Source organism: Streptomyces sp. A1277, assembly GCF_004795015.1.
Taxonomy (GTDB): domain Bacteria; phylum Actinomycetota; class Actinomycetes; order Streptomycetales; family Streptomycetaceae; genus Streptomyces.
On the sequence record NZ_SSBI01000024.1, the window covers coordinates 51,182 to 76,483 of the forward strand.

Here is a 25,302-nt window from a genome sequence, read left to right on the forward strand (position 1 = left end):
CGAGCGCCGGACGAGCCCCGGCACCCCCACCACCCACCACCCACCACCCACCACAGGAACGCCCAACCACGGACACCCCACCCCTCACCCCCCAGAAATCACCGCATACCGCCCCACCCACGCGTGCATCGCAATCGCCGCAGCCGCCCCCGCATTGATCGACCGCGTAGACCCGAACTGCGCGATCGAGCACACCATCGCCGCATGCCGACGCGCCTCCTCCGTCAGCCCGGGCCCCTCCTGCCCGAACAGGAGCACACACCGCCGAGGCAACACCGTCCGCTCCAGCGGCACCGCCCCGGGCAGATTGTCGATCCCGATGATCGGCAGCCCCTCGGCCTCCGCCCAGGCGGTCAGGCTCGCGGTGTCGGGGTGGTAGCGGACGTGCTGGTAGCGGTCGGTGACCATGGCCCCGCGCCGGTTCCAGCGCCGGCGCCCCACGATGTGCACTTCCTTGGCGAGGAAGGCGTTGGCCGTACGGACCACGGACCCGATGTTGAAGTCGTGGCCCCAGTTCTCCACGGCGACGTGGAAGTCGTGCCGGCGCAGGTCGAGGTCGGCGACGATCGCTTCCCGGGTCCAGTAGCGGTACTGGTCGCCGACGTTGCGCCGGTCGCCCTGGGCCAGCAGCTCGGGATCGTACCGCTCGTCCTCGGGCCAGGGCAGCGGATGCGGCCCGACGCCGACCTGCGTACCGAACCCCTCGTCGTACTGCGCGGGCTCGGCGCCCACGAGCCCTCCGCTGCCACTCGTCTCACCGGTGCTGCCGGTCTCACTGCTCACCCGACGAGGGTATGGCTCCCGCCGACCCCGCCCGGCGGGGCCTCCAGATCGTCGGCGGCGCCCCGCTGGGCCGGGACCTTCCCACGCCGCCGGAACAGCAGCCGCCGCCCCAGGGCGACCCGGCCGCCCAGCCACACGAGGAAGACGGTCGGCAGGAAGACGGCATCGGCGGCGATCATCGCCATCGAGAAGAACGGCAGCCCCAGCAGGAGCGCGATCCCGGCATGTTCACAGATCATCGCGCAGAGCAGCACGTTCTTGACCCGCCGGTTGAACAGGGTGAACGGGAAGGCCACCTGCACGATGACGGTGGCGTACGACAGCACCATCACCATGACGCCGCTGGAGGCGAGGAGGTCCGACAGAGCGGGCCACGGCGTGAAGTAGTCCAGCTTGAGCGGGTAGTACAGCGCGGTGCCGTCCTGCCAGCGCGAGCCCTGGATCTTGTACCAGCCGGCCGTCGCGTAGATCAGACAGACCTCGGCCATGATCACGAAGAGCGTGGCGTTGTGGGCGAGGTTGGCGATGACGTCGAGCAGGGTACGCAGCTCGCTGCGCGGCGCCTTCCGGTTCACGGCCCACCAGGCGCCCTGGCCGATCCACAGGGCCCACAGGAGGACCGGCAGCCATACGGTTCCGCCCAGGCCGCCCGCCACCGTCGCCCCGAGCAGTGCGGCCCCGAGCGCCACCCACAGCAGTATCCCGGCCGGCTCCCCGGGCACCCGCCGGCCCCCGGCGCCCTCCTCGACCGTCACGCCGGCCTCCGCCCGGCGCGCCCGGCGCGCCCGCCGCGCGCGGCGGGCGTCGAGCGACCAGACCTGCCCGCACCGGGTCAGCACGAGGTAGATGACCATCAGATGGATGACGTTGTCGCCGCCGTCGCCCATGAAGATGCTGCGGTTCTGCAGCGAGAGGACTCCGGCCATGAAGAGGACGGAGGTGGCCCGGGTGTGCCAGCCGACCATCAGCAGCGCGGCCGAGAGCAGCGTCAGCACGTAGACGATCTCGAACCAGAGGGCGCTGTCCGACCACATGAGCGCGGTGAATGCCTGGTTCCCCGATATCAGCTGCTGCGCCAGGTCCCAGCGCCAGGGCGCGTCGGGCCCGTACATCTCGTGCCGGTGGGGGATCTCCCGGAGCAGGAACAGCAAGTAGGTGGCGGAGAAACCGATCCGGATGACGGCGCTCTGGTACGGCCCGAGGGCCGAGGCGGTGACGCGCTGGATACCGCGGGCGAGCCCGCTGCCGGGGCGGGGCGTGCTCACTGGTCCGCCTCCTCGTAGCCGGCCGTGCCCTTGGGTACGTCAGCCGCATTGACCTTCCACCAGGGCAGGACGCGGTAGGACGGATTGGTACTGATCTTCTCGTCGCTCCACTCGGGCGCCGCGACGGCCCGCACCTCGGACCTGACCTGGATGCGCAGGATGGTCTCGCCGCCGTTGTGCTCGGTGAGACGAAGCATCACGAGACGGCGGACGTACTGCTCGGAGAGAGTGCCGCGCAGGCCGTTGGCCCGGTTCCGGTCGTCGTGCGAGCCGACGTAGAAGTCCCAGGCGCGGCGGAGTTCGTTCTGCTGGACGTGGCTGGGCAGCAGGTTGCCGCGTATGGCCCGCCCGTCCTCGGCGGAGAGATCCGTCCAGGAGGTGGTGCGGGGGCCGTCGGGGCCGGCTGTCTCCGTGCGTACCTGCACGGCGACGTTCTGCTGCAACGGGTTGGGGGCGAAGAGCTTCCAGTTCTGCTCGAACTCGGGGTAGACCCACTCGTCGACGGCCGCGCCGTGCTGCTTGGTCAGCGTGTTGGAGGGTGCGACGTGCAGAAAGACCATGGCCAGCTGGACACAGGCGACCACCCCGAAGACCGCGAGCGCGACAGCGGCGGCGACCTGGTACGGAAACGAGAGCCCGGCCATCCCACCGACCGCCACGGGAGACCCGGCAACCGGAACCTCAGCAGCAGGAACTCCAGGAACGGGAACTCCAGGAACAGGGCCTCCGGCAGCAGGAGCTCCGGCAGGGTGAGCTCGGGCAGCGGGAATTTCGGCAGCGGAATCCGCAGCAGCGGACGCCTCGACAGCGGGGGCCGTCCCGCCCGTACCGCCGGCGCCCCGGTCGTCGTCCGAATCCATCCCGCCCCGATCCTCACCGATCTTGGTCAGTCGGTTATCCACAGGGTTGACACCCTACGGGCCGCAGACTCACCATTGAAGACGTTGAACCGAACGATCGGTCGGTAGGGAGTCCGGGATGGCGGCAGTGACTGCGGGCCAGACAACGCAGGCGACAGAGGGCAGTGCGAAAGGGGCGGACGCGGCCTTGCAGGCGGCTTTCGACGCCGCGGTGGCGGCCGACGAGCGCATCGAGCCGCGCGACTGGATGCCCGACGCCTATCGCGCCTCGCTGGTCAGGCAAATGGCCCAGCACGCCCACTCCGAGATCATCGGCATGCAGCCCGAGGCCAATTGGATCACCCGGGCCCCCTCGCTGCGCCGCAAGGCCATCCTCATGGCCAAGGTGCAGGACGAGGCGGGCCACGGCCTGTATCTGTACAGCGCCGCCGAAACCCTGGGCACCGGGCGCGAGGAACTGCTCGACAGGCTCCACGCAGGCCGGCAGCGGTATTCCTCGATCTTCAACTACCCCACGCTGACCTGGGCGGACGTCGGCGCCATCGGCTGGCTCGTGGACGGCGCCGCGATCACCAACCAGGTGCCGCTGTGCCGCTGCTCCTACGGTCCCTACGCCCGCGCGATGGTCCGCATCTGCAAGGAGGAGTCGTTCCACCAGCGCCAGGGCTACGAGCTGCTCCTCGCACTGAGCAGCGGCACCCCCGCACAGCACGAGATGGCCCAGGACGCGGTGAACCGGTGGTGGTGGCCGTCCCTGATGATGTTCGGCCCCCCGGACGACGCCTCGGCGCATTCGGCGCAGTCGATGACCTGGAAGATCAAGCGGCATTCCAACGACGAGCTGCGACAGCGCTTCGTCGACATCTGCGTCCCCCAGGCCGAGGCCCTCGGCCTCATCCTCCCCGACCCGGACATCCGGTGGAACGAGGAGCGCGGTCAGCACGACTTCGGGGCAATCGACTGGACGGAGTTCCAGGAGGTCCTCAAGGGCAACGGCCCGTGCAACGAGCAGCGCCTCGGTCGGCGCCGCCGGGCCCACGAGGAAGGTGCCTGGGTCCGCGAGGCCGCCGCCGCCCACGCGCGCAAACACGCGACCGGCCCCGGCAGCGCTCCTCCTGCTCCCACCGCACCGGGCGCACCCGGTGCGCCCGGTGCGCCCGGCACACCCGGTGAAGACACGGTCGTACCGAACGGAAAGGCGACAGCATGAGCAGCTCGACGGACTGGCCGCTGTGGGAGGTGTTCGTCCGCTCGCGGCGCGGGCTCTCCCACACCCACGCCGGCAGCCTGCACGCGCCGGACGCCGAGATGGCCCTGCGCAACGCACGCGACCTCTACACCCGCCGGTCCGAGGGGGTCTCGCTGTGGGTGGTGCCCTCCTCCCAGATCACGGCGTCCTCGCCGGACGAGAAGGACTCGTTCTTCGAGCCGGCCGGTGACAAGCCGTACCGGCACCCGACGTTCTACGAGATCCCGGACGGGGTGAAGCACCTGTGACCGCGGCCCTCGCCCTGGGCGACGACGCGCTGGTGCTGTCGCACCGGCTGGGGGAGTGGGCGGGCGACGCCCCGGTGCTGGAGGAGGAAGTGGCCCTCGCCAACATCGCCCTGGACCTGCTGGGCCAGGCCCGACTGCTGCTCTCACTCGCGGGCGACGAGGACGAGCTTGCCTACCTCCGGGAGGAGCGCGCCTTCCGCAACGTCCAGCTGGTCGAGCAGCCCAACGGCGACTTCGCCCACACGATCGCCCGGCAGCTCTACTTCTCCGTCCACCAGCAGGGGCTGTACGAGCAGCTGGCCGCAGGCGACGGCGCGTTCGCGGGGATAGCGGCCAAGGCGGTGAAGGAGGTCGCCTACCACCGGGACCACGCCGAGCAGTGGACGCTGCGCCTCGGCGACGGGACGGACGAGAGCCACGAGCGGATGCAGCGGGCGGTGGACGCGCTGTGGCGCTTCACCGGCGAGCTGTTCCAGCCGGTCGAAGGCGTGGACGTGGACTGGCAGGAGCTGCACGACCGGTGGCTGGAGTCCGTCACCACCGTTCTGGAGCGGGCGACCCTGACGGTCCCGTCGGGGCCGCAGTCGGGCGCCTGGGCGGCGGGGGCCGGCCGGCAGGGCATCCACACCGAGCCCTTCGGGCGCATGATCGCCGAGATGCAGCACCTGCACCGCAGCCACCCGGGGGCGTCATGGTGACCTGGACACCTCTTGAGGAAGAGCTGCTCGGTCTCGCGGGCTCGGTCCCCGACCCGGAGCTGCCCGTGCTCACGCTGGAGGACCTGGGCGTGGTCCGGAGCGTGGAAGTGGTCGAACCGGGCCGGGTCACGGTCAAGCTCACACCGACCTACACCGGTTGCCCGGCGATAGAGGCCATGTCCACGGACATCGAGCGCGTGCTGCACGACTACGGCGTGCCCGAGGTCTCCGTGGAGACGGTCCTGTCCCCTGCCTGGTCGACGGACGACATCACGGCGGAGGGGCGCCGCAAGCTGGCCGAGTTCGGCATAGCGCCGCCCCGGCCCCACGACGCCGCTTCCGCCGCGGGCGGCCCGGTGCCGCTCACCCTGTCCGTGCGCTGCCCGCACTGCGGCTCCACCGACACGGAGTTGCTGAGCCGGTTCTCCTCCACCGCCTGCAAGGCGCTCCGCCGGTGCGTGGCGTGTCACGAACCGTTCGACCACTTCAAGGAGTTGTAGATGTTCCATCCGCTCCGGGTCAGCGGGATCGAGCGGCTGACGGACGATTCGGTGGCCGTCACCTTCGCCGTGCCGCCGGACCTGCACGAGACCTTCCGGCACAAGCCCGGCCAGCATCTCAACGTGCGCTACACCGTCGACGGCAAGGAGGTCCGCCGCTCGTACTCGATCTGCGCCCCGTCCACCGAGCGTCCGGCCTCTCCGGCACTGCGCGTGGGCATCCGGCTCGTGGACGGTGGCGCGTTCTCGACGTACGCGCTCAAGGAACTGCTGGTCGGTGACACGGTCGAGGCGATGCCCCCGATGGGCCGCTTCGTGCTGGAGCCCCGCGCCGGTCAGTTCGCGGCGATCGTCGGCGGCAGCGGCATCACCCCGGTGCTGTCCATAGCGGCCACCCTGCTCGCCCGCGAGCCGGACGCCAGGTTCTGCCTGATCCGCAGCGACCGGACCGCCGCCTCGACCATGTTCCTGGACGAGATCGCCGATCTGAAGGACCGCTACCCGGACCGGTTCCAGCTGGTCACCGCCCTGTCCCGGGAGGAGCAGCAGGCCGGCCTGCCGTCTGGCCGGCTGGACGGCGAGCGGCTCTCCGGGCTGCTGCCCGCGCTGCTGCCGGTGGCAGAGGTCGACGGCTGGTACCTGTGCGGCCCGCTCGGCCTGGTCCGGTCCGCCGAGGGCGCGCTGCACGGCCTGGGCGTGGACCGCTCCCGTATACATCAGGAGATCTTCCACGTCGACGAGGGGCCGGCAGCCCCCGCCGGACCCCGCGTCGAGGCCCCCGTCGGCAGCACACTGACGGCGACCCTTGACGGGCGATCGGGCAAGTGGCCGGTGGAGGAGGGCGAATCACTGCTGGAGACGGTGCTGCGCAGCCGTTCGGACGCGCCGTACGCCTGCAAGGGCGGGGTGTGCGGGACGTGCAGGGCCTTCCTGGTCGCGGGCGAGGTGCGGATGGACCGCAACTTCGCCCTGGAGCCGGAGGAGACGGACGCGGGCTACGTGCTGGCCTGCCAGTCGCACCCGGTGACCGAGGAGGTGGAGCTCGACTTCGACCGCTGACGGCTGACGGCTGACCGCTGACGGCTGACGGCTGACGGCTGACGGCTGACGGCTGACGGCTGACGGCTGACGGCTGACCACGAGTCATGTCGGCGCTCTCTCTCCTGTTCCCTTCTCATAGAACGTGTTCTATCTTGACGCCCCGTCACATCGGGTCAGTCGGGCTAAGGATGCACGTTCGCGGGAGGCCGGGACAGTGGACTTCACCTTCACCGAGGAGCAGCAGACGGCCGTCGAGGCGGCGCGCGCGGTCCTGGCCGGCGTCGCACTCGATGCGGTGCCCAGCCCCGCGCTCGTACCGGGCGCGGTGGCCGAGGACATCGACCGGCCGCTGTGGTCCCGGCTCGCCGCCGCCGACCTGCTGGGCCTGACACTGGCGCCGGAGCACGGCGGGGCGGGGCTCGACCTCATCGCGCTCTGCCTGGTGCTGCGCGAGTCCGCGAAGGTCCTCGCACGCGTCCCGTTGCTGGAGACGTGCGCGGTGGCCATGACGCTCCAGCGGTACGCGGGCCAAGGGCCGGACACGGGGCCGCCGAGGCCGGCCTCACCGGCCCCCGGGTCACCGGCCCCCGGGTCACCGGTCACGGCGCTGCTACCCCGTGTCGTCCGGGGCGAGTTGGTGCTCACCGTCGGGGCCAACGGGCGCACCGGCCACGAGCCGGCCGAACTCGCCGTCACCGCGCGCCGGGAGCGGTCGGACGCCTCCGGAGGCAGGGCCCCGGACAGCACCCGGGGCGGGGTCCCGGCCGGAGCCGTATGGGTGCTGGACGGGGTGCAGTCGGCGGTGCCGTGGGCACAGGCCGCGGACTGGATCGCAATCCCCGCCCACTACACCGTCCCCGCCCGCGCCGGCGAGGGCCGAGCAGACGAAGACCGAGCCGGGGCGGGCCGTATCGAGGCGGCCCCAGCCGGGGCGGCCCCAGCCGGGGCGGTCCCAGCCGGACAAGCCCCAGCCGAGGGGCACCGAGCCGTCCTGGCGCTCGTCCGACGCGACCAGGAGGGCGTCACGGTCGCCGAGCAGGTCTCCACCAACGGCGAGCTCTTCGGCGAGGTCCGGCTCGACGGGGTGCGGGTCGGGCCCGGCGAGCTGATCGAGGCAGCCGGCGCCTGGGAGTGGCTGCGCGACCTGCTCACGGTGGGGACCTGCGCCCTCGCGCTGGGGCTCGGCGAGACCGTGCTGAGCATGACGAGCCAGTACACGAGCAAGCGGGAGCAGTTCGGCTTTCCGGTGGCGACCTTCCAGTCCGTCGCCGTACAGGCCGCCGACCGCTACATCGATCTCCGGGCCATGGAGGTGACCCTCTGGCAGGCGGCCTGGCGGATCACCACGGGAGGGGCGGGCGAGATACCCGTGGCGGGCGATGTCGCGGTGGCGAAGATCTGGGCGTCGGAAGGGGTCCGCCGGGTCGTGCAGACGGCGCAGCATCTGCACGGCGGCTTCGGCGCGGACACCGAGTACGCCCTGCACCGCTTCCACGCCTGGGCGAAGCAGATCGAGCTGTCGCTCGGCTCCGCAGCAGCCCACGAAGAGGCCCTGGCAGACCTCCTGGCAGCCCACCCACCTACCTGAGCCGGTCCCCCACCTGCCCGAGCCGGCCGTCCACCTGCCCGAGCCGGCCGCCCACCTGCCAGCCGACCCCCCACCTGCCCGAGCGGCCCCCCACCTGCCCGAGCCGGCCCCCCACCTGCCCGAGGCTGGAGGCCCGGCGCCTGAACCCAGGCACCCCCGGGCCCGAGCCCAGGCGCCCCTCACCGAGCAGAGCCCTCTTACCGAGCCCCCGGACTCGGCCCCCGCGACCGGCGCGCCGGGCCCAGGTTCGGCGCCCGCAGGGAGTGTCAGGCCACGAAGGCCGGGGTGCCGTTGTCAGTGACCATCGGGCGGCCCGCCCCGTCCCAGGCGAGCATGCCGCCCTCGACGTTCACGGCGTCGATGCCCTGCTGCACCAGATACTGGGTGACCTGGGCGGACCGGCCACCGACCCGGCACATCACATGCACGCGCCGACCGTCCTCCACCGCCTCGGTCACCTCACCGAAGCGGCTCACGAAGTCGCTCATCGGAATGTGCAGGGCGCCGTCGACGTGCCCGGCCGCCCACTCGTCGTTCTCCCGGACGTCCAGCACGAGGCCGTCCGCCGGCACAGCTGCGACATCGACCGTGGGAAGCGGGCCGAAATTCATGGGTCATGCCTTCTCTCGTCGATGCGCTCCGGAGTCACCGAAAACGCTACTGCACCAGGGCCGCGAGTTCCGCCTCGCGCTTCGAGACCTCGCCCAGCAGCTGTTCCGCGACCTCCTCCAGCAGATGGTCCGGGTCGTCCGGGGCCATCCGCAGCATGGCTCCGATCGCGCTCTCCTCCAGCTCCAGGGCCATCTCCGTCAGCAGCTCCTTGCGCTGGGTCAGCCAGTTGAGCCGGGCGTAGAGCTCGTCGGCCTCGCTCAGTTCCGTCTGCGGCGCGACCGGCCCGGCCGCCCACTCCTGGGCCAACTCCTTCAGCAGGGCCTCGTCCCCGCGCCCGTAGGCGGCGTTGACCCGCGCGATGAACTCGTCCCGCCTGGCCCGCTCCGCCTCGTCCTGGGCCAGGTCCGGGTGGGCTTTACGGACCAGGTCGCGGTACAGCTTGCGCGCCTCCTCGGTGGGCCGGACCCGCTTGGGCGGCCGCACCGGCTGCTCGGTGAGCATGGCCGACGCCTCGGGAGACAGGCCGTCGGAGTCCATCCAGTCGTGGAACAGCTCGTCCACGCCCGGCATGGGCATCACGACCGACCGTGCCTCCTCCGCCTTGCGCAGATCCTCCGGATCGCCCGTCCTGGCCGCCCGCGCCTCGGCGATCTGCGCATCGAGCTCGTCGAGCCGCGCGTACATCGGGCCGAGCCGCTGGTGGTGCAGCCGGGAGAAGTTCTCCACCTCGACCCGGAACGTCTCCACCGCGATCTCGAACTCGATCAGCGCCTGCTCGGCCACCCGGACAGCACGCGCAAGCCGCGCCTCAGGCCGAGCTTGCCCGTCTTCATTCCGCACCGGACCGTCTTCATTCCGCACCGGGCCGTCCTCGCCCCGCACCGGGCCGTCCTCGCCCCGCACCTCACCGGATTCGGCAGCCCGCCCGGGACCGGCCTTGGGCCCCGCAGCCGCGTCCCCGGCACCCTCTCCCGGAGCGCCGGGCGCTTCCGAAGTACCCGGAGCGCCCGGGGCGTCCCTCTCCGCACGTGCGTCGGCTTGCGGTTCATCGTCGTTCCGGGTGGTCGGCACCCCGGCGGCTTCGTGGGTCACCCGTCCAGCGTATGGCCCCAGCCCGCCCGCCGGGGACACGCGGTCTGGGAAGCAGGCGTCACACCCCCAGCTCAGCGGCTATTCGCCCCGCCCCGATCGCCTGCACCAACTCTGCGTGATCCGCCTCGGTGCGATCCGCGTACGTCACCGCGAAGGACGCCACCGCCTCGTCCAGCTCGTCGTTCTTGCCGCAGTAGCCCGCGACCAGCCTCGGATCCGCGCTGTGCGCATGGGCACGCGCCAGCAGCGCACCGGTCATCCGGCCGTAGTCGTCGACCTGATCGGCGGCCAGCGCCACCGGGTCTACGCTGCCCTTGCGGTTCCTGAACTGCCGCACCTGGAACGGCCGCCCCTCCACCGTCGTCCAGCCCAGCAGGTGGTCACTGACGACCTGCATCCGCTTCTGCCCGAGCACCACGCGGCGCCCCTCGTGCGCGACCTCCGGCACCTCGAACCCCGCGGCGGCCAGATGCGGCGCCAGGACCGAGGGCCGGGCCTCCTTCACCTGGAGCGCCAACGGCTCCCCCCGGTGGTCCAGCAACAGCACCACGTACGAGCGGGTGCCGACGCTGCCCGTGCCGACCACGCGGAACGCCACGTCGTGAATCGCGTACCGGGCGAGCAGCGGTGTCCGGTCCTCCGAGACGGTCTCCAGGTAGTCGCCGAGTCCCCTCGCCACGGCCGCGGCCTCGGCGTCGGGCACCCGGCGCAGCACCGGCGGCGCGTCGACGAAGCGGCGGCCGCCGTCCTCGCATTCCTCCGTGGACTTCGCCGCGAAGCGAGCGCTGGTGTTGTTGCGGGCCTTCTCGGAGACCCGCTTCAGGGTGCCGAGCAGATCCCGCGCGTCGGCGTGGGACACCAACTCCTCGTCCGCGATGGCGTTCCACGCGTCGAGCGCGGGCATTCTGGCCAGCAGCCGCATCGTCCGCCGGTAGGCCCCCACCGTGTCGTACGCGGCCCTGCGGCAGGTGTCCTCGTCGGCGCCGGCCTCGCGGCCCGCGAGCACCAGCGATGTGGCGAGGCGCTTGAGGTCCCACTCCCACGGCCCGGACACGGTCTCGTCGAAGTCGTTCAAATCGATGACCAGGCTGCCCCGGGCGTCGCCGTACAGGCCGAAGTTGGCCGCATGCGCGTCGCCGCAGAGCTGGGCGGCCACCCCGGTGTCGGGCGTGCCCATCAGGTCATGGGCCATCAGCCCGGCCGAGCCGCGCAGGAAGGCGAAGGGGGTCGCGGCCATCCGCCCCACCCGTATCGGCGTCAGCCCGGCCACCCGGCCCCGGTTGGACTCCTCGACCGCGCGCACCGCGTCGGGCCGCCCGGCAGGCAGCACCAGCGTCGCGTGCGAGGACCTGGGCACGCGCACACGCAACGCCTTGCCCCGCTCCTTCGGCGCCCCCACAGCCGCCGCGAAAACCGCACCGGCGCCGGCACCCGCCCCCACGTCCGCACCCGCCCCCGCGCCCGCGCCGACACCCACGCGACGTGCGAATCCCGGTACGACCGGGATGCGCGGCTCGCCCCCACCGGCCCGGAGCGGACCGGCCGCCTCCGCCCCACTGGAACCGCCCCGTTCCACCGGCGGCAAGGCCATTGCGATTCCATCCATGGCGCACAGCCTCCCCCGCCCGGCGCAGCCGCCGGGCCCCCCGCCCAACATCAACTGTCGAAGACGGTACCGCCGTACACCGATCTCCGTCTGCCCTGTGGACAAGCCCTGTGGATAACACCCACCAGAGCCTTTCCCCGCTGGTCAGACGCTCAGACCCCCACCGCCTCCTCCATCTCCTCTTCCTCCTCGGCCACCCGTGACTCCCCCACCTTCCGCAACTCCCCAGCGGCCGAGGACTCCCCCACCCTCCGCAACTCCCCGGCGGCCGAGGACTCCCCAGCCCTCCGCAACTCCCCAGCGGCCGAGAGCTTCTCAGCCGTCCGCGGCTCCTCAACCGCTCGCGCCTCCCCGGCGGCCGAGGGCTTCTCATCAACCGCAGACCGGGCCGTCTGCGCGGCCGCCGTCCGGCGCTTCCCCTCCGCCAGGCCCGCGAGGCCCATCATCACCAGGCCCGCGACGAACCAGAGGGCCAGCACCAGCAGGTTCCCGCCCAGCGCGTGGCCGCCGAAGTACACGTGGCTGCGGACGCCTTCGACAAAGCCGGCCCCGTTCCAGAAGGAGTGCAGCGCGCCGAAGAACCCGGGCTCCAGCTCGGGGCGGAAGATCCCGCCGGAACTGGTGAAGTTGAGCATGACGAACAACACCATCACCCCGAGCGTGGTCCACCGCTTCAGGAAGGTGTGCAGCCCCACCCCGATCAGCAGGATGCCCGCCGAGTAGAGCCACGCCATGCCCCACAGGCCCGTGAGCCCCTGGTCGACCAGCCCGAACAGCGGCCCGGCGAACACCGCCCCTATGACACTCACCACCAGCGAGGCCCCGAGCGCCAGCGCCGCCCTCACCCGCAGCCGGAGGACCGCCCCGGCTCCGCCGATCACGGCGACGGAGGCATACGAGCCGATGCTCACGGCGACCAGCAGGAAGAAGATCCCCTGACCGGTCGGGTCCCCGTCCGCCGTGGGAGCCGTGTCCGTCACCTTCAGCGGGGCGCCCTGCCCGGCCGCCACCTGTGTGAAGACTTTCTCGACCACCGTCGCGCTGGTGTCGGACGAGGCGGAGGCGACGAGCAGTTCGGGGGCCTTGCCCGGTATGTAGGCGCCGTAGCTGGCCTGCGTCCGCAGGTGGTCGGCCGCCGTCGCACGGTCGGCGACGGTACGCACGCTCAGCGCCCCGTCCCCCTTGTCCTGCAACGTCTGCGCGAGTACCTGGGCGCTCGGGCCGGAGCCGACCACGTCCACCCGCAGGTCGTGCGGCTGTGGAGCATGGAACGCGCCGAGGTAGGCAAGCCCCATGCCGATGCACATCAGCAGCGGCGTGACGAGGTGGCTCAGTACGTGACGCAGCGCCCCCGCCGGGGAACCGGCGGCGGCGCTCGGGCCTGCGGACATGGGGACTCCAGACGGTCGATCGATCGACCGACCGACCGATAGGTAGTTGGCTTTTACAACTCCAATTCCGTTGTACTATACAACTGAACTTTCGAGGAAGGCGAACCCGTGCCAGGCAGCCCCGGAGAACGCGAGGAATCGCTGGACGTCATCCAGCGCGAACTGACCGCCTTCGCGCGCCGCGCGCGGGCAGCGGCGGCCCGGCTCCATCCGGAACTGCCCCTGGTCTCCTACACGCTGCTGGCACACATCGAAGATCAGCAGGGCTGCCGCGCGACCGACCTGGCGGCGCACTACATGCTCGACAAGTCCACGGTCAGCCGACAGATCGGCGCTCTGGAGAAGCTCGGCCTGGTCGAGCGCCATCCGGACCCGGACGACCACCGCATCCAGGTCCTGCACCCCACCGAGGCCGGCACGCAGGCCCTCGCCGCCACCCAGGCCAGCCGCCGCGCCGCCTACCAGGAACGCCTCGCGGACTGGACGGCGGAGGATCTCACCCGCTTCGCCGCGTACCTCCTGCGCTACAACGCGACGGGTGACACCCCACAGACGTAAACCGGGCGTTTCACGTGAAACCAAGCCACCGTGAAACCAAGCGCCAACGAAACCGAGCCCCGGCGAAGACTGAGCGCCGACGAAACCGAGCCCAGCGAAACCAAGCCAAGCCACCGCGAAGCCGAGCCCCTCGCACCCCTCCCTGGGGCACGGAACGGGCCCGGCAAACTGAAGAAGCCCCTCAGGCCAAGACCTGAGGGGCTTCCTTCTTGTGCGCGAGGGGGGATTTGAACCCCCACGTCCCTAAGGACACTGGCACCTGAAGCCAGCGCGTCTGCCGTTCCGCCACTCGCGCATGAGTGGTGTTTCCGGACTCTCTCACTTGTTGGTGCGAGCGCCTGGCGACATCCGGAAGATTAGCACGCTGGACAGGGTGGATTCACATCCGTTGTTTGGCCGCCCGTCCGCCGGGCACTCGCCGCACGCTCGGCGAACGTCCGAAAGGAATCTGGAACCCACAGCGGTCGCCCCCACTCCTCCAGAGCGGGCCCGAGGTGCGGGACACTGGGAGGAGGCCACCTCTACGATCCGTGTGAGAGGGGACACTCATCCACAGTGCAGACAAGGGGAACCAGCCGATTTCCCGACGCGTGGATACGATCAGTAAGCAGTACAGGGACGATGACACCGGAGGAGGTGCCCCATGGGAGTGATGAAGCGTTTCGAGCAGCGTCTCGAAGGTCTGGTCAACGGCACTTTCGCCAAGGTCTTCAAGTCCGAGGTCCAGCCGGTCGAGATCGCGGGTGCCCTCCAACGGGAGTGCGACAACAACGCCACCATCTGGAACCGTGAACGCACCGTCGTCCCCAACGACTTCATCGTCGAGCTCAGCGCCCCCGACTACGAGCGCCTGAGCCCCTACTCCGGCCAGCTGGGCGACGAGCTCTCCGGCCTCGTCCGGGACTACGCCAAGCAGCAGCGGTACACCTTCATGGGCCCCATCAAGGTGCACCTTGAGAAGGCCGACGATCTGGACACCGGTCTCTACCGGGTCCGCAGCCGCACCCTGGCGTCGAGTTCGTCACAGGGCCAGGGCCACGGCGCCCCGTCCCCTCAGCAGGGCTACCAGGACCCGGGAGATGCCCAGCACGGCCGCCCCGGCCCCGCGCGCCCCGCCCCCCAGACTCCCGGCGGCTACGGCTACCCGCCGGCCTCCGTCCCGCCCATGCCCGCGGCCCCGCCGCCGGGCGCCGGGCGGCACTCGGGCCCGGACCGGCGTCCGCCGGCCGCTCCCGCCCCGCTGCCGAGCGCACAGGTGCGACGCTGGATCGAGATCAACGGCACCCGCCATCAGATCTCCCGCCCGACGCTGGTGATGGGCCGCAGCACCGATGCAGACGTACGGATCGACGACCCCGGCGTCTCCCGCCGGCACTGTGAGATCAGGACCGGAACGCCCTCGACGATCCAGGATCTCGGGTCTACCAACGGCATCGTGGTAGACGGGCAGCACACCACCCGCGCTACGCTCCGCGACGGCTCGCGGATCGTCGTGGGCAGCACCACCATCGTTTACCGGCAAGCCGAAGGGTGAAGCGGGGGCAATGTCAGAGCTGACCCTGACGGTCATGCGGCTAGGTTTCCTGGCTGTTCTGTGGCTGTTCGTGATCGTGGCCGTCCAGGTCATCCGCAGCGACCTGTTCGGAACGCGCGTCACGCAGCGCGGCTCACGCCGCACCGCGACCGACGCACGTCCGCCACAGGCGCGCCAGAACGCGGCGGCACCGCCGCAGCAGCGCCAGCAGCCCGGGCGCCAGCGCCGCGGAGCACCCACCAAGCTGGTCGTGTCCGAGGGCACGCTCACCGGCACCACGGTGGCGCTCCAGGGGCAGACCATCACGCTGGGCCGGGCCCATGATTCAACGATCGTGCTGGACGACGACTACGCGTCCAGCAGGCATGCCAGGATCTACCCCGACCGTGACGGCCAGTGGATCGTCGAGGATCTCGGGTCCACCAACGGCACGTACCTGGACCGGACCCGCCTCACCACCCCGACGCCTGTTCCGCTGGGCGCGCCGATCCGGATCGGCAAGACCGTCATCGAGCTGCGGAAGTAGTACGACAATGAGCGAGCGGAGCGAGCGAGCCGCTGGGGTCCGGGCATCGGACCCGGCCAGGCTCCCGACCGGAGGGTGGGCAGTGTGGCTCGAGACCGGCTGTACCCCGAACCGACGGGTGAGGTGCGCATGAGTCTGTCCCTGCGCTTCGCCGCCGGATCGCACAAGGGCATGATCCGGGAAGGCAACGAGGACTCCGGCTACGCCGGGCCCCGCCTTCTCGCGATCGCCGACGGGATGGGCGGCCAGGCGGCCGGCGAGGTCGCCAGCTCCGAGGTGATCTCCACGCTCGTCCAGCTCGACGACGACGTGCCGGGCTCCGACATCCTCACCTCGCTCGGCACGGCGGTCCAGCGGGCCAACGACCAGCTGCGGATGATGGTCGAGGAGGACCCCCAGCTGGAGGGCATGGGCACCACGCTCACCGCCCTGCTCTGGACCGGTCAGCGCCTCGGCCTGGTCCACGTCGGCGACTCGCGCGCGTACCTGCTGCGCGATGGCGTGCTGACCCAGATCACGCAGGACCACACCTGGGTCCAGCGCCTGGTCGACGAGGGCCGGATCACCGAGGAGGAGGCCACCACCCACCCGCAGCGCTCCCTGCTGATGCGCGCGCTGGGCAGTGGCGACCACGTCGAACCCGACCTCTCCATCCGTGAGGTCCGGGCCGGCGACCGGTATCTGATCTGCTCCGACGGGCTCTCCGGCGTCGTCTCCCACCAGACGATGGAGGAGACGCTCGCCAGCTACCAGGGCCCCCAGGAGACCATCCAGGACCTGATCCAGCTCGCCCTGCGCGGCGGCGGCCCCGACAACATCACCTGCATCGTCGCCGACGTCTTCGACGTCGACAGCAACGACACCCTGGCCGCGCAGCTGAACGACACCCCGGTCATCGTCGGCGCGGTCGCCGAGAACCAGGCGGCCCAGCTGAACGACGGCGGCGCGATGCAGACGCCCGCCGGCCGCGCGGCCGGCCTCGGCCGTCCCGTACCGCCGCCCGCGGGCGGCTTCGGCCCTCCCGGCAGCGGTGACGACGTCGGCTACGGCTCCATGCCGGAGGGGTCCTTCGGGTCCTACTCCGACGACGACTTCGAGAAGCCCGGCGGCCGCAAGTGGCTCAAGCGGTCCCTGTACATCGTGCTCGCGCTCGCGGTCATCGGCGGTGGCCTGTACGGCGGTTACCGCTGGACGCAGACCCAGTTCTACGTCGGTGCGAAGAACGACAACGTCGCGCTGTACCGGGGCATCAGCCAGGACCTCGGCTGGGTCTCGCTCTCGAAGGTCGAGACGGACCACCCCGAGATCGAACTCAAGTACCTCCCGCCGTACCAGCGCAAGAAGGTCGAGGAGACGATCGCCGAGGGCAGCCTCGCCGACGCCCGCGAGAAGATCACCGAGCTCTCCGCCCAGGCGTCCGCCTGCAAGAAGGACGCGCAGCGCCGCGCGGCGGAGGAGAACGCCAAGGGCGACGAGGGCCAGGCGACGGGCACGGACAGCGACGCCACCAAGGCGTCGAAGACATCCGCCAAGTCCTCCAAGACGTCCGGCGACACCAAGACCGAGCAGACTTCCACGACTCCCACTCCTGGGCCCAGCCTCTCGGAGGAAGAGAAGAAGCTGGTCCCGCAGTGCGGTAAGAAGTAGAGCCGTAGGGGGCCTTCAGCACCATGAGCGTTGTCACCAACACAACCACGATCGGCGCGATCAACGCGCCGAGCCGGCGCAACACCGAACTGATGATGATGGTCTTCGCCATCGCCATCTCGGTGTTCGCCTATGCCAACGTGGGCCTCGCCCTGGACGGCAAGCTCCCCTCCGGCATGTTCGGTTACGGGGCAGGGCTCATCCTGCTCGGCGGCGTGGCCCACCTCGTGGTGCGCAAGTTCGCCCCGTACGCGGACCCGCTGCTGCTTCCGCTGGCCACCCTGCTCAACGGCCTCGGCCTGGTGCTCATCTGGCGGCTGGACCAATCGGAGAGGCTGATCCAGCGGGCCGAGTTCCTGTACGGGTCGTACAGCCCCGACGCGCCCAAGCAGCTGCTCTACTCGGCGATCGGTGTGGCCTTCTTCGTCGCGGTGCTGATGGTCCTCAAGGACCACCGCATCCTGCAGCGCTACACGTACATCTCGATGGCCGCGGCCCTGGTCCTGCTGATCCTGCCGATCTTCTTCCCCGCGGTGAACGGCGCGAAGATCTGGATCAGCCTCGGCCCGTTCTCGATCCAGCCGGGTGAGTTCGCCAAGATCCTCATCGCGATCTTCTTCTCCGGCTACCTCATGGTCAAAAGGGACGCGCTGGCGCTCGCCAGCCGCCGTTTCATGGGCCTGTACCTGCCGCGCGGCCGCGACCTCGGGCCGATCATCACCATCTGGGCCCTGTCGATCCTGATCCTCGTATTCGAGACCGACCTCGGTACGTCCCTGCTGTTCTTCGGCCTCTTCGTGATCATGCTGTACGTCGCCACCGAGCGGACCAGCTGGATCGTCTTCGGTCTGCTGATGTCGGCGGCCGGCGCGGTGGGCGTGGCCTCGTTCGAGAAGCACGTGCAGGCCCGTGTGAACGCCTGGCAGGACCCCTTCAGCTGCTTCACGACGAACGACGCCTGCGAGCAGATCGGACAGTCCCTCATGTCCTTCGGCTCCGGCGGCACGCTCGGCACCGGACTGGGCCAGGGCCACTCGGACCTGATCATGTTCGCCGCCAACGCGGACTTCATCTTCTCCACCGTCGGTGAAGAGCTCGGCCTCGCCGGGATGATGGCCGTCCTGCTGATCTACGGTCTGATCATCGAGCGCGGCATCCGCACCGCTCTCGCCGCCCGCGACCCCTTCGGCAAGCTCCTGGCCATCGGCCTCTCCGGCGCCTTCGCCATCCAGGTCTTCGTGGTGGCCGGCGGCGTCATGGGGCTCATCCCGCTGAGCGGTATGACCATGCCGTTCCTCGCCTACGGTGGTTCGTCCGTCCTGGCCAACTGGGCCCTGATCGGCATCCTCATCCGCATCAGCGACACCGCCCGGCGCCCCGCTCCCGCCCCCGCTCCCTCCACCGACGCCGAGATGACCCAGGTGGTCCGACCGTGAACAAGCCCCTGCGCCGGATCGCGATCTTCTGCGGCGTCCTCATCTTCGCCCTGCTCGCGCGCACCAACTACCTGCAGTACGTGAAGGCCGACGAGCTCAACACCCGCAAGGAGAACCGCCGCGTCCGCATCGAGCGGTACGCCCACGAGCGCGGCAACATCATCGTGGACGGCGGCAAGTCCATCACCGGGTCCAAGGAGACCGAGGACAGCGACTTCAAGTACAAGCGGGTCTGGAAGGACGGCCCCATGTGGGCCCCCGTCACCGGCTACTCCTCGCAGGCGTTCGACGCCTCACAGCTCGAAAAGCTCGAGGACGGCATCCTCACCGGCAACGACGACCAGCTCTTCTTCGACCGCACCATGTCGATGTTCACCGGCGACGAGGCACAGGGCGGCAATATCGTCACCACGCTCAACAGCGCCGCCCAGACGGCAGCCTTCAAGGGCCTCGGCAAGAGGAAGGGCGCCGTCGCCGCCCTCGACCCGCAGACCGGCGCCATCCTCGCGCTCGCCAGCACACCCTCGTACGACCCATCGACCTTCGCGGGCAACGGAAAGGCCGACACCGAGGCGTGGCAGGCGCTGCTGAAGGACAAGGACAAGCCCATGCAGAACCGGGCGCTGCGCGAGACCTACCCGCCCGGTTCGACGTTCAAGGTCGTCACCGCGGCCGCCGCCCTTGAGAACGGCCTCTACACGGACATCGACGCGGACACGAAGTCGCCGCTGCCGTGGCGTCTCCCGCAGTCCACCAAGGACCTGGACAACGAGGGCCCCATCCCGTGCGAGAACGCCTCTCTCCGCAAGGCGCTGCGCTACTCCTGCAACACCGTCTTCGGCAAGATCAGCGATGACCTGGGCAACCAGAAGATGATCGACGAGGCCGGCAAGTTCGGCTTCAACAAGGAGATCTTCACCCCGGTCCGCTCCAACGCCAGCGTGTACCCGAAGGACAACCGGCCGCAGAACGCCATGGCGGGCATCGGCCAGGCCTCCAACCGCGCCACCCCGCTCCAGATGGCCATGGTCGCCTCCGCCGTCGCCAACGACGGAAAGCTGATGCAGCCGTACATGGTCGCCGAGCGGCAGGCGCCCAACCTGGACGTGATCTACACGCACGAGAAGGAGGAGTTCAGCCGCCCCCTCTCGGCCGAGAACGCCCAGAAGCTCCAGGAGATGATGGAGACCGTCGTCAAGGAGGGCACGGGCACGAACGCTCAGATCCCGGGCGCCACGGTCGGCGGCAAGACCGGTACGGCCCAGCACGGACTGAACAACAGCGAGAAGCCGTACGCCTGGTTCATCTCGTACGCCAAGACGGACAGCGGTTCCCCGGTGGCCGTCGCCGTGGTCGTCGAGGACGGCAACGCCGACCGCGACGACATCTCCGGCGGCGGACTGGCCGCGCCCATCGCGAAAGCGGTCATGAAGGCAGTCATCGACAGCAAGAAGTGACACCGCTGTGAAGTGATACCGCTCACACATGGCCGTGAATACGCACCTGCGGATACCGGTCGGATATCAGGTATCGCCTGCGGGGCCGATCGGCTGATGCGGGGCCGGTAGCGTATGCGCGAACAGCACACCGCCGGACCGCACACCGGTGCGGTCAGGACTGACGGAGAGGGCTGGAACAGTTATGGAAGAGCCGCGTCGCCTCGGCGGCCGGTACGAGCTGGGCTCGGTGCTCGGCCGTGGTGGCATGGCCGAGGTCTACCTCGCCCACGACACCCGGCTCGGCCGCACCGTCGCTGTGAAGACGCTCCGGGCCGACCTCGCCCGTGACCCGTCCTTCCAGGCCCGGTTCCGCCGTGAGGCCCAGTCCGCCGCCTCGCTCAACCATCCCGCGATCGTCGCGGTGTACGACACCGGCGAGGACTACGTCGACGGGGTCTCCATCCCGTACATCGTCATGGAGTACGTCGACGGGTCGACGCTCAGGGAGCTGCTGCACTCGGGGCGCCGGCTGCTGCCCGAGCGAACGCTCGAAATGACCGTCGGCATCCTCCAGGCGCTGGAGTACTCGCACCGCGCGGGCATCGTCCACCGGGACATCAAGCCGGCCAACGTCATGCTGACCCGGACCGGCCAGGTCAAGGTCATGGACTTCGGCATCGCCCGCGCCATGGGCGACTCCGGTATGACGATGACCCAGACCGCGGCCGTCATCGGCACCGCCCAGTACCTCTCCCCCGAGCAGGCCAAGGGCGAGCAGGTCGACGCGCGGTCCGACCTGTACTCGACCGGCTGCCTGCTCTACGAGCTGCTGACGGTCCGGCCGCCGTTCATCGGGGACTCCCCGGTCGCGGTTGCCTACCAGCACGTACGGGAAGAGCCGCAGCCGCCCAGCAGCTTCGACCCCGAGATCACGCCCGAGATGGACGCGATCGTGCTGAAGGCCCTCACCAAGGACCCCGACTACCGCTACCAGTCGGCCGACGAGATGCGCGCCGACATCGAGGCATGCCTCGACGGCCAGCCGGTCGCCGCCACCGCGGCGATGGGTGCGGCCGGTTACGGCGGTTACGGCGGCGGTTACGACAACGACCAGCCCACCACCGCCTTGCGGGCCGCGGACCAGAACGGCGACCGCACGTCGATGCTGCCGCCGGTCAACCCGGACGACGGCGGCTACGGCTACGACGACCGCCCCGACCGCCGCCGGCAGCGGAAGAACCACACCTCGACCATCCTGCTGGTCGTCGCGGGCGTCCTGGTGCTGATCGGCGCGATCCTCATCGGCAAGGAGGTCTTCGTCGGCGACGGCGGAGACAAGGGCGCGTTCGACGTGCCCGACATGGTCGGAATTTCCGTCAAGGACGCTCAGAAGCGCGCCGACAATTCGAACGTCAAGCTCAAGATCGGTCCCGAGGAAGAATGCAAGGACCAGCCCAAGGACAAGATCTGCCGCCAGACGCCGACGGCTGACGAGCAGATGCAGGAGCAGGAGACCATCACGGTCTTCGTCTCCAGCGGTCCGCCGAAGGTGGACGTCCCGGACGTCACGGAGAAGTCCGAGACCAACGCCCGCGAGATCCTGGAGAAGAGGGGCTTCACGGTCACCGTCACCTCGGTCGAGTCCGAGGCCGAGCCCAACACCGTCCTGGAGCAGTCCCCGAAGGGTGACACGAAGGCCGAGGAGAACTCCGAGGTCAAGCTCACGGTCGCCACGGAGAAGCTGATCTCCGTGCCGCCGGTGGACACCCGCTCGTACGACGAGGCGGTGGCCCAGCTGAAGGCGCTCGGCTTCACCAACATCGGCAAGTCCGAGGTCGACGACGAGGACCACCCCGCAGGCCAGGTCGTCGGACAGACCCCTGAGGCCAACCAGAAGGTCGGCAAGGACACCGCGATCATCCTCAAGGTCTCCAAGGGCCCGACCCAGCCCCCGACGACCGCCATCCCCGAGATCCGCGGGCACAAGGTCTCCGACGCCAAGCAGATGCTGACCGGAGCCGGCTTCACGAACATCCAGTTCGCCGAAGGCAGCTCGGACGACGACAACGCCGTGGTCGTGAACGCCGACCCGCAGCCGGGCACCCAGTCCGACCCGGCCAACACCACCGTCACCCTCACCACGATGGGCGGAAGCAACGTCTTCGGCGGACCGAACAGTGGGCGGGGCCACTGACCTTCCCCGCACCCGGCACGAGCAGAGGGCCCCGGTCACCGCATCACGGTGACCGGGGCCCTCTGCCGTACGCGCCCGTACGCCCGTCTCAGCGCAGCTCCGCCGGCTGCGTACGGTCCCGGTCGACCTTCTCCGTACGGACCAGCTCGCCCCACACGATGTAGCGGTACTTCGACGTGAAGACCGGGGTGCACGTCGTGAGCGTGATGTAGCGGCCGGCCTTCTTCGCGCCGGAGCCCTTCGGGACGGGCCCCAGCACGTCGACGTTGTACTTCGACGTCTCCGGCAGCTCGTTGAAGACCTTGTAGACGTACCAGGTGTCCTTCGTCTCGAAGACGATCGCGTCCCCGGTGTGCACCTTGTCGATGTTGTGGAACTTCGCCCCGTGCCCGTCCCGGTGGGCGGCCAGCGTGAAGTTGCCCTCCTTGTCCGAGGGGAGCGCCGATTTCACCGGATCGGTGTAATAGCCGGCGACGCCGTCGTTGAGGATCTCGGTGTCGGTGCCCTTCTTGACGAGCACTTCGCCGTTCTTCATCGACGGGACGTGGAGGAAGCCGATGCCGTCCTTGGTGTCCAGCGCACCGGGGCCGTCGGCCCAGTGGTCGCGGACCGTGTCGCCCTGCTTGGTGGCCTCGCGGTCGGCGAGCACGTTCGTCCACCACAGGGAGTAGACGACGAAGAGACCGAGCACCAGACCTGCGGTGATGAGGAGTTCACCGAAGAGGCTGACGGCCGTCGCGACGGGATGACGGCCCCCGGCCCGCGCCGGCGGCGCGGACTCGTCGGTCTGCTCCTGGTCCTCGGTCCTCGCCGTCACCGCACCGCCCCTGTCGTCATGATGTCCAGCACGTTCAGCCCACGAGCGCGTCGGGCTTCCCCTTGCTGCGCGGCCGCTCGTCGACCATCTTGCCCCAGACGATCAAACGGTACGTACTCGTGAATTCGGGCGTACACGTCGTCAACGTGATGTACCGGCCGGGCTTGGTGAACCCGGACTGCGGCGGCACCGGCCCGATCACCGACACGTTGGACGGCGAGGTCTGGGCCAGCTCGCTCGTCATCTCGTACGTGTAGTACGCGTCCTGCGTCTCGACCACGATCGGGTCGCCGGGGCGCAGCCGGTTGATGTAGCGGAACGGCTCGCCGTGCGTGTTGCGGTGGCCGGCCAGGGCGAAGTTGCCCTGCTCGTCCTCGGGCATCGCGGTCCGCAGCGGTTCCTCGCTGTAGTGGCCGACCATCCCGCGGTCGAGGACCTTCTCCTTGCTGGTGCCCTCGGCGATCGGGGTGACGACGTCGAGCTTCGGGATGTGGATGATGGCGAAGCCCTGCCCCGGCTCGAACGCCTCCGGTTTGCCGGCGCCCTTGGCCCAGCCGTCCTGGATCTTGTGGGTCTCCCTGCCGGCGATCTGGTCGGCGCGCACGTTCGTCCACCACAGCTGGTAGGTGACGAAGAGCAGCATCAGGACGCCCAGTGTGATGAACAGTTCGCCGACGACCCGGCTGATGACGACCGCGGGGCTGTCCTTGGCGGCCTTGGCCGCCCGGCGCGCCTCCATGCGAGTCATGGGCTTCGCCGGGGCGCCGTCCGTACCGGCCGCGGACCCGGACCCGGACGGCGGTGCGGAACGCCGCCGTCCGCGCCCCTTGGCGGCACGCCTGCGCTCGGCCCGGCCGCCGGTCGCCGGTACGGGGGGCCCGGACGACGGGCCGCGCTGTTCCCCGGGCGCCTCCGCGCTCTCGGGCGCGTCGCCCCCGGCCGAAGGCTCGGGGTCCGGCTCCCGCGCGGCCTCCTCGGCCGGGTCTACTCGCCACAGGACCTCCGTGCGCGGCTCAGCGCTCCCGTCGGCCGGGGGCACCGACTCGGCCGGGGCCTGCCGCACGGGCTCCTGTTGGCCGTACCAGTCCCGTTCGTACCCCTCCGGGTCGTACCACTCGGGCGGGGCCTGCTGGGGGCCCTGGGGGGCCTGTGGCGCCTGCCGCCGGGACGGTACGGGCGGCGGCCCCTGGTGTCCCGGCAGCGGGTCGTTCAGCGGGTCCGGCAGCCTGTCGACCGCCGCCTCGAAGGCGCCCGGGTCCCCGTACGCCCGCGGATCGTGCGGGTCGTCCTGCCGCCCGGCCCCGGTTCCGTGGCGGGGTGGGGTCACGCGACGGCCTTGCCCACCACCGGAGCGAGCCCCGCCGACCTCTCGACGGCTCCGGCGTCACCGCAGCGCACCAGCCAGTTGGCCAGCATCAGATGGCCGTGCTCGGTGAGCACCGACTCCGGGTGGAACTGCACGCCCTCGACGGCCAGTTCCCGGTGGCGCAGGCCCATGATGATGCCGTCGGCCGTCCGCGCGGTGACCTCCAGCTCATCGGGGACCGTGTCCGGTTCGGCGGCGAGCGAGTGGTACCGGGTCGCGGTGAACGGCGAGGGCAGACCGGCGAACACGCCCGCGCCCTCGTGGAGCACCGGGGACGTCTTGCCGTGCAGCAGCTCGGGCGCGCGGCCCACGACACCGCCGTACGCCACCGCCATCGACTGCATCCCCAGGCAGACCCCGAAGACCGGGACGCCGGTCGCCGCGCAGTGGCGCACCATGTCGACGCAGACGCCCGCGTGCTCCGGGGTGCCGGGCCCGGGCGAGAGCAGGACACCGTCGAAGCCGTCCTGGGCGTGTGCCGTGGTCACCTCGTCGTTGCGCAGCACCTCGCACTCGGCACCCAGTTGGTAGAGGTACTGGACGAGGTTGAAGACGAAGCTGTCGTAGTTGTCGACGACCAGGATGCGGGCGCTCATCGGCCGGCCCCCGTCGCAGCGCTCGCGCCGTCGACCGTCACGTCACCGAACGGAAGCAGCGGCTCCGCCCACGGGAAGACGTACTGGAACAGCACGTAGACGACCGCCAGGGCGAGCACGAGCGAAATCAGCCCGCGCACCCACGCGTTGCCCGGCAGATGCCGCCAGATCCAGCTGTACATCCTGACCCTCCATTCGTACGGGACCAGAGTAAGGGGCGGGGGGTCGGCCGTGGGTCACCTGTGGAAAGCCGTGG

General features: G+C 70.3%; 24 protein-coding genes and 1 tRNA gene. 13 read left to right on the forward strand and 12 right to left on the reverse strand.

All coding sequences use genetic code 11. The annotated features are described in order from the left end of the window. Nucleotides 1-84: 84 nt before the first annotated feature. The 3 genes from E6R18_RS17890 to E6R18_RS17900 are packed head-to-tail and all read right to left on the reverse strand — an operon-like array spanning nucleotide 85 to nucleotide 2,908. Nucleotides 85-783 carry an RNA methyltransferase gene (locus E6R18_RS17890; RefSeq protein ID WP_136317899.1) on the reverse strand — a complete coding sequence of 233 codons (699 nt, stop codon included), beginning with the start codon at nucleotides 781-783 and terminating at the stop codon, nucleotides 85-87. Beyond that, nucleotides 780-2,048, reverse strand: a complete 1,269-nt coding sequence (locus tag E6R18_RS17895; RefSeq protein WP_136317900.1) for an HTTM domain-containing protein — start codon at nucleotides 2,046-2,048, stop codon at nucleotides 780-782. The genes E6R18_RS17890 and E6R18_RS17895 overlap by 4 nt, the downstream gene beginning before the upstream one ends. Beyond that, the gene (locus E6R18_RS17900; RefSeq protein ID WP_136317901.1) at nucleotides 2,045-2,908 is read right to left on the reverse strand and encodes a DUF5819 family protein; all 864 of its coding nucleotides are present in this window, start codon (nucleotides 2,906-2,908) and stop codon (nucleotides 2,045-2,047) included. Before E6R18_RS17900 ends, E6R18_RS17895 begins: the two co-directional genes overlap by 4 nt. Nucleotides 2,909-3,026: 118 nt before the next feature. Here E6R18_RS17900 and paaA point away from each other — a divergent pair, with 118 nt between their 5' ends. The 6 genes from paaA to E6R18_RS17935 all read left to right on the forward strand — a co-directional run bounded on the left by paaA (nucleotide 3,027) and on the right by E6R18_RS17935 (nucleotide 8,232). Continuing rightward, entirely contained in the window at nucleotides 3,027-4,118 is a 1,092-nt protein-coding gene (gene paaA / locus E6R18_RS17905; RefSeq protein ID WP_136317902.1) for a 1,2-phenylacetyl-CoA epoxidase subunit PaaA, read from the forward strand. Then, nucleotides 4,115-4,405 carry a 1,2-phenylacetyl-CoA epoxidase subunit PaaB gene (paaB, locus tag E6R18_RS17910; RefSeq protein WP_073966613.1) on the forward strand — a complete coding sequence of 97 codons (291 nt, stop codon included), beginning with the start codon at nucleotides 4,115-4,117 and terminating at the stop codon, nucleotides 4,403-4,405. The genes paaA and paaB overlap by 4 nt, the downstream gene beginning before the upstream one ends. Further along, nucleotides 4,402-5,103 carry a 1,2-phenylacetyl-CoA epoxidase subunit PaaC gene (paaC, locus tag E6R18_RS17915; protein ID WP_136317903.1) on the forward strand — a complete coding sequence of 234 codons (702 nt, stop codon included), beginning with the start codon at nucleotides 4,402-4,404 and terminating at the stop codon, nucleotides 5,101-5,103. Before paaB ends, paaC begins: the two co-directional genes overlap by 4 nt. After that, entirely contained in the window at nucleotides 5,097-5,603 is a 507-nt protein-coding gene (gene paaD, locus E6R18_RS17920) for a 1,2-phenylacetyl-CoA epoxidase subunit PaaD (RefSeq protein ID WP_136317904.1), read from the forward strand. The genes paaC and paaD overlap by 7 nt, the downstream gene beginning before the upstream one ends. Then, complete coding sequence (locus tag E6R18_RS17925) at nucleotides 5,604-6,662, forward strand: 2Fe-2S iron-sulfur cluster-binding protein (protein ID WP_136317905.1); 1,059 nt, start codon at nucleotides 5,604-5,606, stop codon at nucleotides 6,660-6,662. A gap of 196 nt (nucleotides 6,663-6,858) precedes the next feature. Further along, on the forward strand, nucleotides 6,859-8,232 hold the full coding sequence (locus E6R18_RS17935) for an acyl-CoA dehydrogenase family protein (RefSeq protein ID WP_136317907.1): 1,374 nt from the start codon (nucleotides 6,859-6,861) through the stop codon (nucleotides 8,230-8,232). Between the two features lie 266 nt (nucleotides 8,233-8,498). Here the strand turns inward: E6R18_RS17935 and E6R18_RS17940 are convergent, their stop codons facing one another. The 4 genes from E6R18_RS17940 to E6R18_RS17960 form a co-directional block, all read right to left on the reverse strand. Continuing rightward, nucleotides 8,499-8,843 carry a rhodanese-like domain-containing protein gene (locus E6R18_RS17940; protein ID WP_136317908.1) on the reverse strand — a complete coding sequence of 115 codons (345 nt, stop codon included), beginning with the start codon at nucleotides 8,841-8,843 and terminating at the stop codon, nucleotides 8,499-8,501. A 46-nt stretch (nucleotides 8,844-8,889) separates the two neighbouring features. Beyond that, nucleotides 8,890-9,936, reverse strand: a complete 1,047-nt coding sequence (locus E6R18_RS17945) for a J domain-containing protein (protein WP_136317909.1) — start codon at nucleotides 9,934-9,936, stop codon at nucleotides 8,890-8,892. Between the two features lie 58 nt (nucleotides 9,937-9,994). Then, complete coding sequence (locus E6R18_RS17950; RefSeq protein ID WP_136317910.1) at nucleotides 9,995-11,542, reverse strand: DUF2252 domain-containing protein; 1,548 nt, start codon at nucleotides 11,540-11,542, stop codon at nucleotides 9,995-9,997. Between the two features lie 152 nt (nucleotides 11,543-11,694). Next, nucleotides 11,695-12,933, reverse strand: a complete 1,239-nt coding sequence (locus E6R18_RS17960) for a hypothetical protein (protein WP_240799773.1) — start codon at nucleotides 12,931-12,933, stop codon at nucleotides 11,695-11,697. Nucleotides 12,934-13,041: 108 nt separating this feature from the next. Between E6R18_RS17960 and E6R18_RS17965 the strand changes: the two genes are divergently transcribed. After that, a complete protein-coding gene (locus tag E6R18_RS17965; protein ID WP_136317911.1) occupies nucleotides 13,042-13,491 on the forward strand; it encodes a MarR family winged helix-turn-helix transcriptional regulator in 450 nt (149 codons plus the stop codon). Nucleotides 13,492-13,703: 212 nt separating this feature from the next. Here E6R18_RS17965 and E6R18_RS17970 read toward each other — a convergent pair. Then, a tRNA-Leu gene (locus tag E6R18_RS17970) sits at nucleotides 13,704-13,786 on the reverse strand. A gap of 348 nt (nucleotides 13,787-14,134) precedes the next feature. Here E6R18_RS17970 and E6R18_RS17975 point away from each other — a divergent pair. The 6 genes from E6R18_RS17975 to pknB all read left to right on the forward strand — a co-directional run bounded on the left by E6R18_RS17975 (nucleotide 14,135) and on the right by pknB (nucleotide 22,267). Next, on the forward strand, nucleotides 14,135-15,025 hold the full coding sequence (locus tag E6R18_RS17975; protein ID WP_136317912.1) for a DUF3662 and FHA domain-containing protein: 891 nt from the start codon (nucleotides 14,135-14,137) through the stop codon (nucleotides 15,023-15,025). A 10-nt stretch (nucleotides 15,026-15,035) separates the two neighbouring features. Next, nucleotides 15,036-15,551, forward strand: coding sequence for an FHA domain-containing protein (locus tag E6R18_RS17980; RefSeq protein WP_093895021.1), 516 nt, complete (start codon nucleotides 15,036-15,038; stop codon nucleotides 15,549-15,551). A 129-nt stretch (nucleotides 15,552-15,680) separates the two neighbouring features. Next, a complete protein-coding gene (locus E6R18_RS17985) occupies nucleotides 15,681-17,198 on the forward strand; it encodes a Stp1/IreP family PP2C-type Ser/Thr phosphatase (RefSeq protein ID WP_136317913.1) in 1,518 nt (505 codons plus the stop codon). A 23-nt stretch (nucleotides 17,199-17,221) separates the two neighbouring features. Then, nucleotides 17,222-18,634: an FtsW/RodA/SpoVE family cell cycle protein gene (locus E6R18_RS17990; protein WP_136317914.1), complete on the forward strand. Its 1,413-nt coding sequence runs from the start codon at nucleotides 17,222-17,224 to the stop codon at nucleotides 18,632-18,634. Further along, a complete protein-coding gene (locus E6R18_RS17995; RefSeq protein WP_136317915.1) occupies nucleotides 18,631-20,091 on the forward strand; it encodes a penicillin-binding transpeptidase domain-containing protein in 1,461 nt (486 codons plus the stop codon). The genes E6R18_RS17990 and E6R18_RS17995 overlap by 4 nt, the downstream gene beginning before the upstream one ends. A 184-nt stretch (nucleotides 20,092-20,275) precedes the next feature. After that, nucleotides 20,276-22,267 (forward strand): Stk1 family PASTA domain-containing Ser/Thr kinase, encoded by a 1,992-nt coding sequence (pknB, locus tag E6R18_RS18005; RefSeq protein ID WP_136317916.1) that lies wholly within the window; start codon nucleotides 20,276-20,278, stop codon nucleotides 22,265-22,267. Between the two features lie 88 nt (nucleotides 22,268-22,355). Here pknB and E6R18_RS18010 read toward each other — a convergent pair whose 3' ends face one another. The 4 genes from E6R18_RS18010 to E6R18_RS18025 are packed head-to-tail and all read right to left on the reverse strand — an operon-like array spanning nucleotide 22,356 to nucleotide 25,228. After that, nucleotides 22,356-23,084 (reverse strand): class E sortase, encoded by a 729-nt coding sequence (locus E6R18_RS18010; protein WP_136317917.1) that lies wholly within the window; start codon nucleotides 23,082-23,084, stop codon nucleotides 22,356-22,358. Between the two features lie 34 nt (nucleotides 23,085-23,118). Further along, complete coding sequence (locus E6R18_RS18015) at nucleotides 23,119-24,411, reverse strand: class E sortase (RefSeq protein WP_136317918.1); 1,293 nt, start codon at nucleotides 24,409-24,411, stop codon at nucleotides 23,119-23,121. After that, nucleotides 24,408-25,046 carry an aminodeoxychorismate/anthranilate synthase component II gene (locus E6R18_RS18020; protein ID WP_136317919.1) on the reverse strand — a complete coding sequence of 213 codons (639 nt, stop codon included), beginning with the start codon at nucleotides 25,044-25,046 and terminating at the stop codon, nucleotides 24,408-24,410. Before E6R18_RS18020 ends, E6R18_RS18015 begins: the two co-directional genes overlap by 4 nt. Then, nucleotides 25,043-25,228: a hypothetical protein gene (locus E6R18_RS18025; protein ID WP_136317920.1), complete on the reverse strand. Its 186-nt coding sequence runs from the start codon at nucleotides 25,226-25,228 to the stop codon at nucleotides 25,043-25,045. Before E6R18_RS18025 ends, E6R18_RS18020 begins: the two co-directional genes overlap by 4 nt. Nucleotides 25,229-25,302 lie beyond the last annotated feature (74 nt).

Bases quoted from the DNA above. Each gene is read 5' to 3' on its own strand.
- E6R18_RS17900 (WP_136317901.1), bottom strand. From the start codon at position 2,908: ATGGATTCGGACGACGACCGGGGCGCCGGCGGTACGGGCGGGACGGCC.
- paaA (WP_136317902.1), top strand. From the start codon at position 3,027: ATGGCGGCAGTGACTGCGGGCCAGACAACGCAGGCGACAGAGGGCAGT.
- paaB (WP_073966613.1), top strand. From the start codon at position 4,115: ATGAGCAGCTCGACGGACTGGCCGCTGTGGGAGGTGTTCGTCCGCTCG.
- paaD (WP_136317904.1), top strand. From the start codon at position 5,097: ATGGTGACCTGGACACCTCTTGAGGAAGAGCTGCTCGGTCTCGCGGGC.
- E6R18_RS17925 (WP_136317905.1), top strand. From the start codon at position 5,604: ATGTTCCATCCGCTCCGGGTCAGCGGGATCGAGCGGCTGACGGACGAT.
- E6R18_RS17940 (WP_136317908.1), bottom strand. From the start codon at position 8,843: ATGAATTTCGGCCCGCTTCCCACGGTCGATGTCGCAGCTGTGCCGGCG.
- E6R18_RS17950 (WP_136317910.1), bottom strand. From the start codon at position 11,542: ATGGATGGAATCGCAATGGCCTTGCCGCCGGTGGAACGGGGCGGTTCC.
- E6R18_RS17960 (WP_240799773.1), bottom strand. From the start codon at position 12,933: ATGTCCGCAGGCCCGAGCGCCGCCGCCGGTTCCCCGGCGGGGGCGCTG.
- E6R18_RS17975 (WP_136317912.1), top strand. From the start codon at position 14,135: ATGGGAGTGATGAAGCGTTTCGAGCAGCGTCTCGAAGGTCTGGTCAAC.
- E6R18_RS17980 (WP_093895021.1), top strand. From the start codon at position 15,036: ATGTCAGAGCTGACCCTGACGGTCATGCGGCTAGGTTTCCTGGCTGTT.
- E6R18_RS17985 (WP_136317913.1), top strand. From the start codon at position 15,681: ATGAGTCTGTCCCTGCGCTTCGCCGCCGGATCGCACAAGGGCATGATC.
- E6R18_RS17990 (WP_136317914.1), top strand. From the start codon at position 17,222: ATGAGCGTTGTCACCAACACAACCACGATCGGCGCGATCAACGCGCCG.
- pknB (WP_136317916.1), top strand. From the start codon at position 20,276: ATGGAAGAGCCGCGTCGCCTCGGCGGCCGGTACGAGCTGGGCTCGGTG.
- E6R18_RS18020 (WP_136317919.1), bottom strand. From the start codon at position 25,046: ATGAGCGCCCGCATCCTGGTCGTCGACAACTACGACAGCTTCGTCTTC.
- E6R18_RS18025 (WP_136317920.1), bottom strand. From the start codon at position 25,228: ATGTACAGCTGGATCTGGCGGCATCTGCCGGGCAACGCGTGGGTGCGC.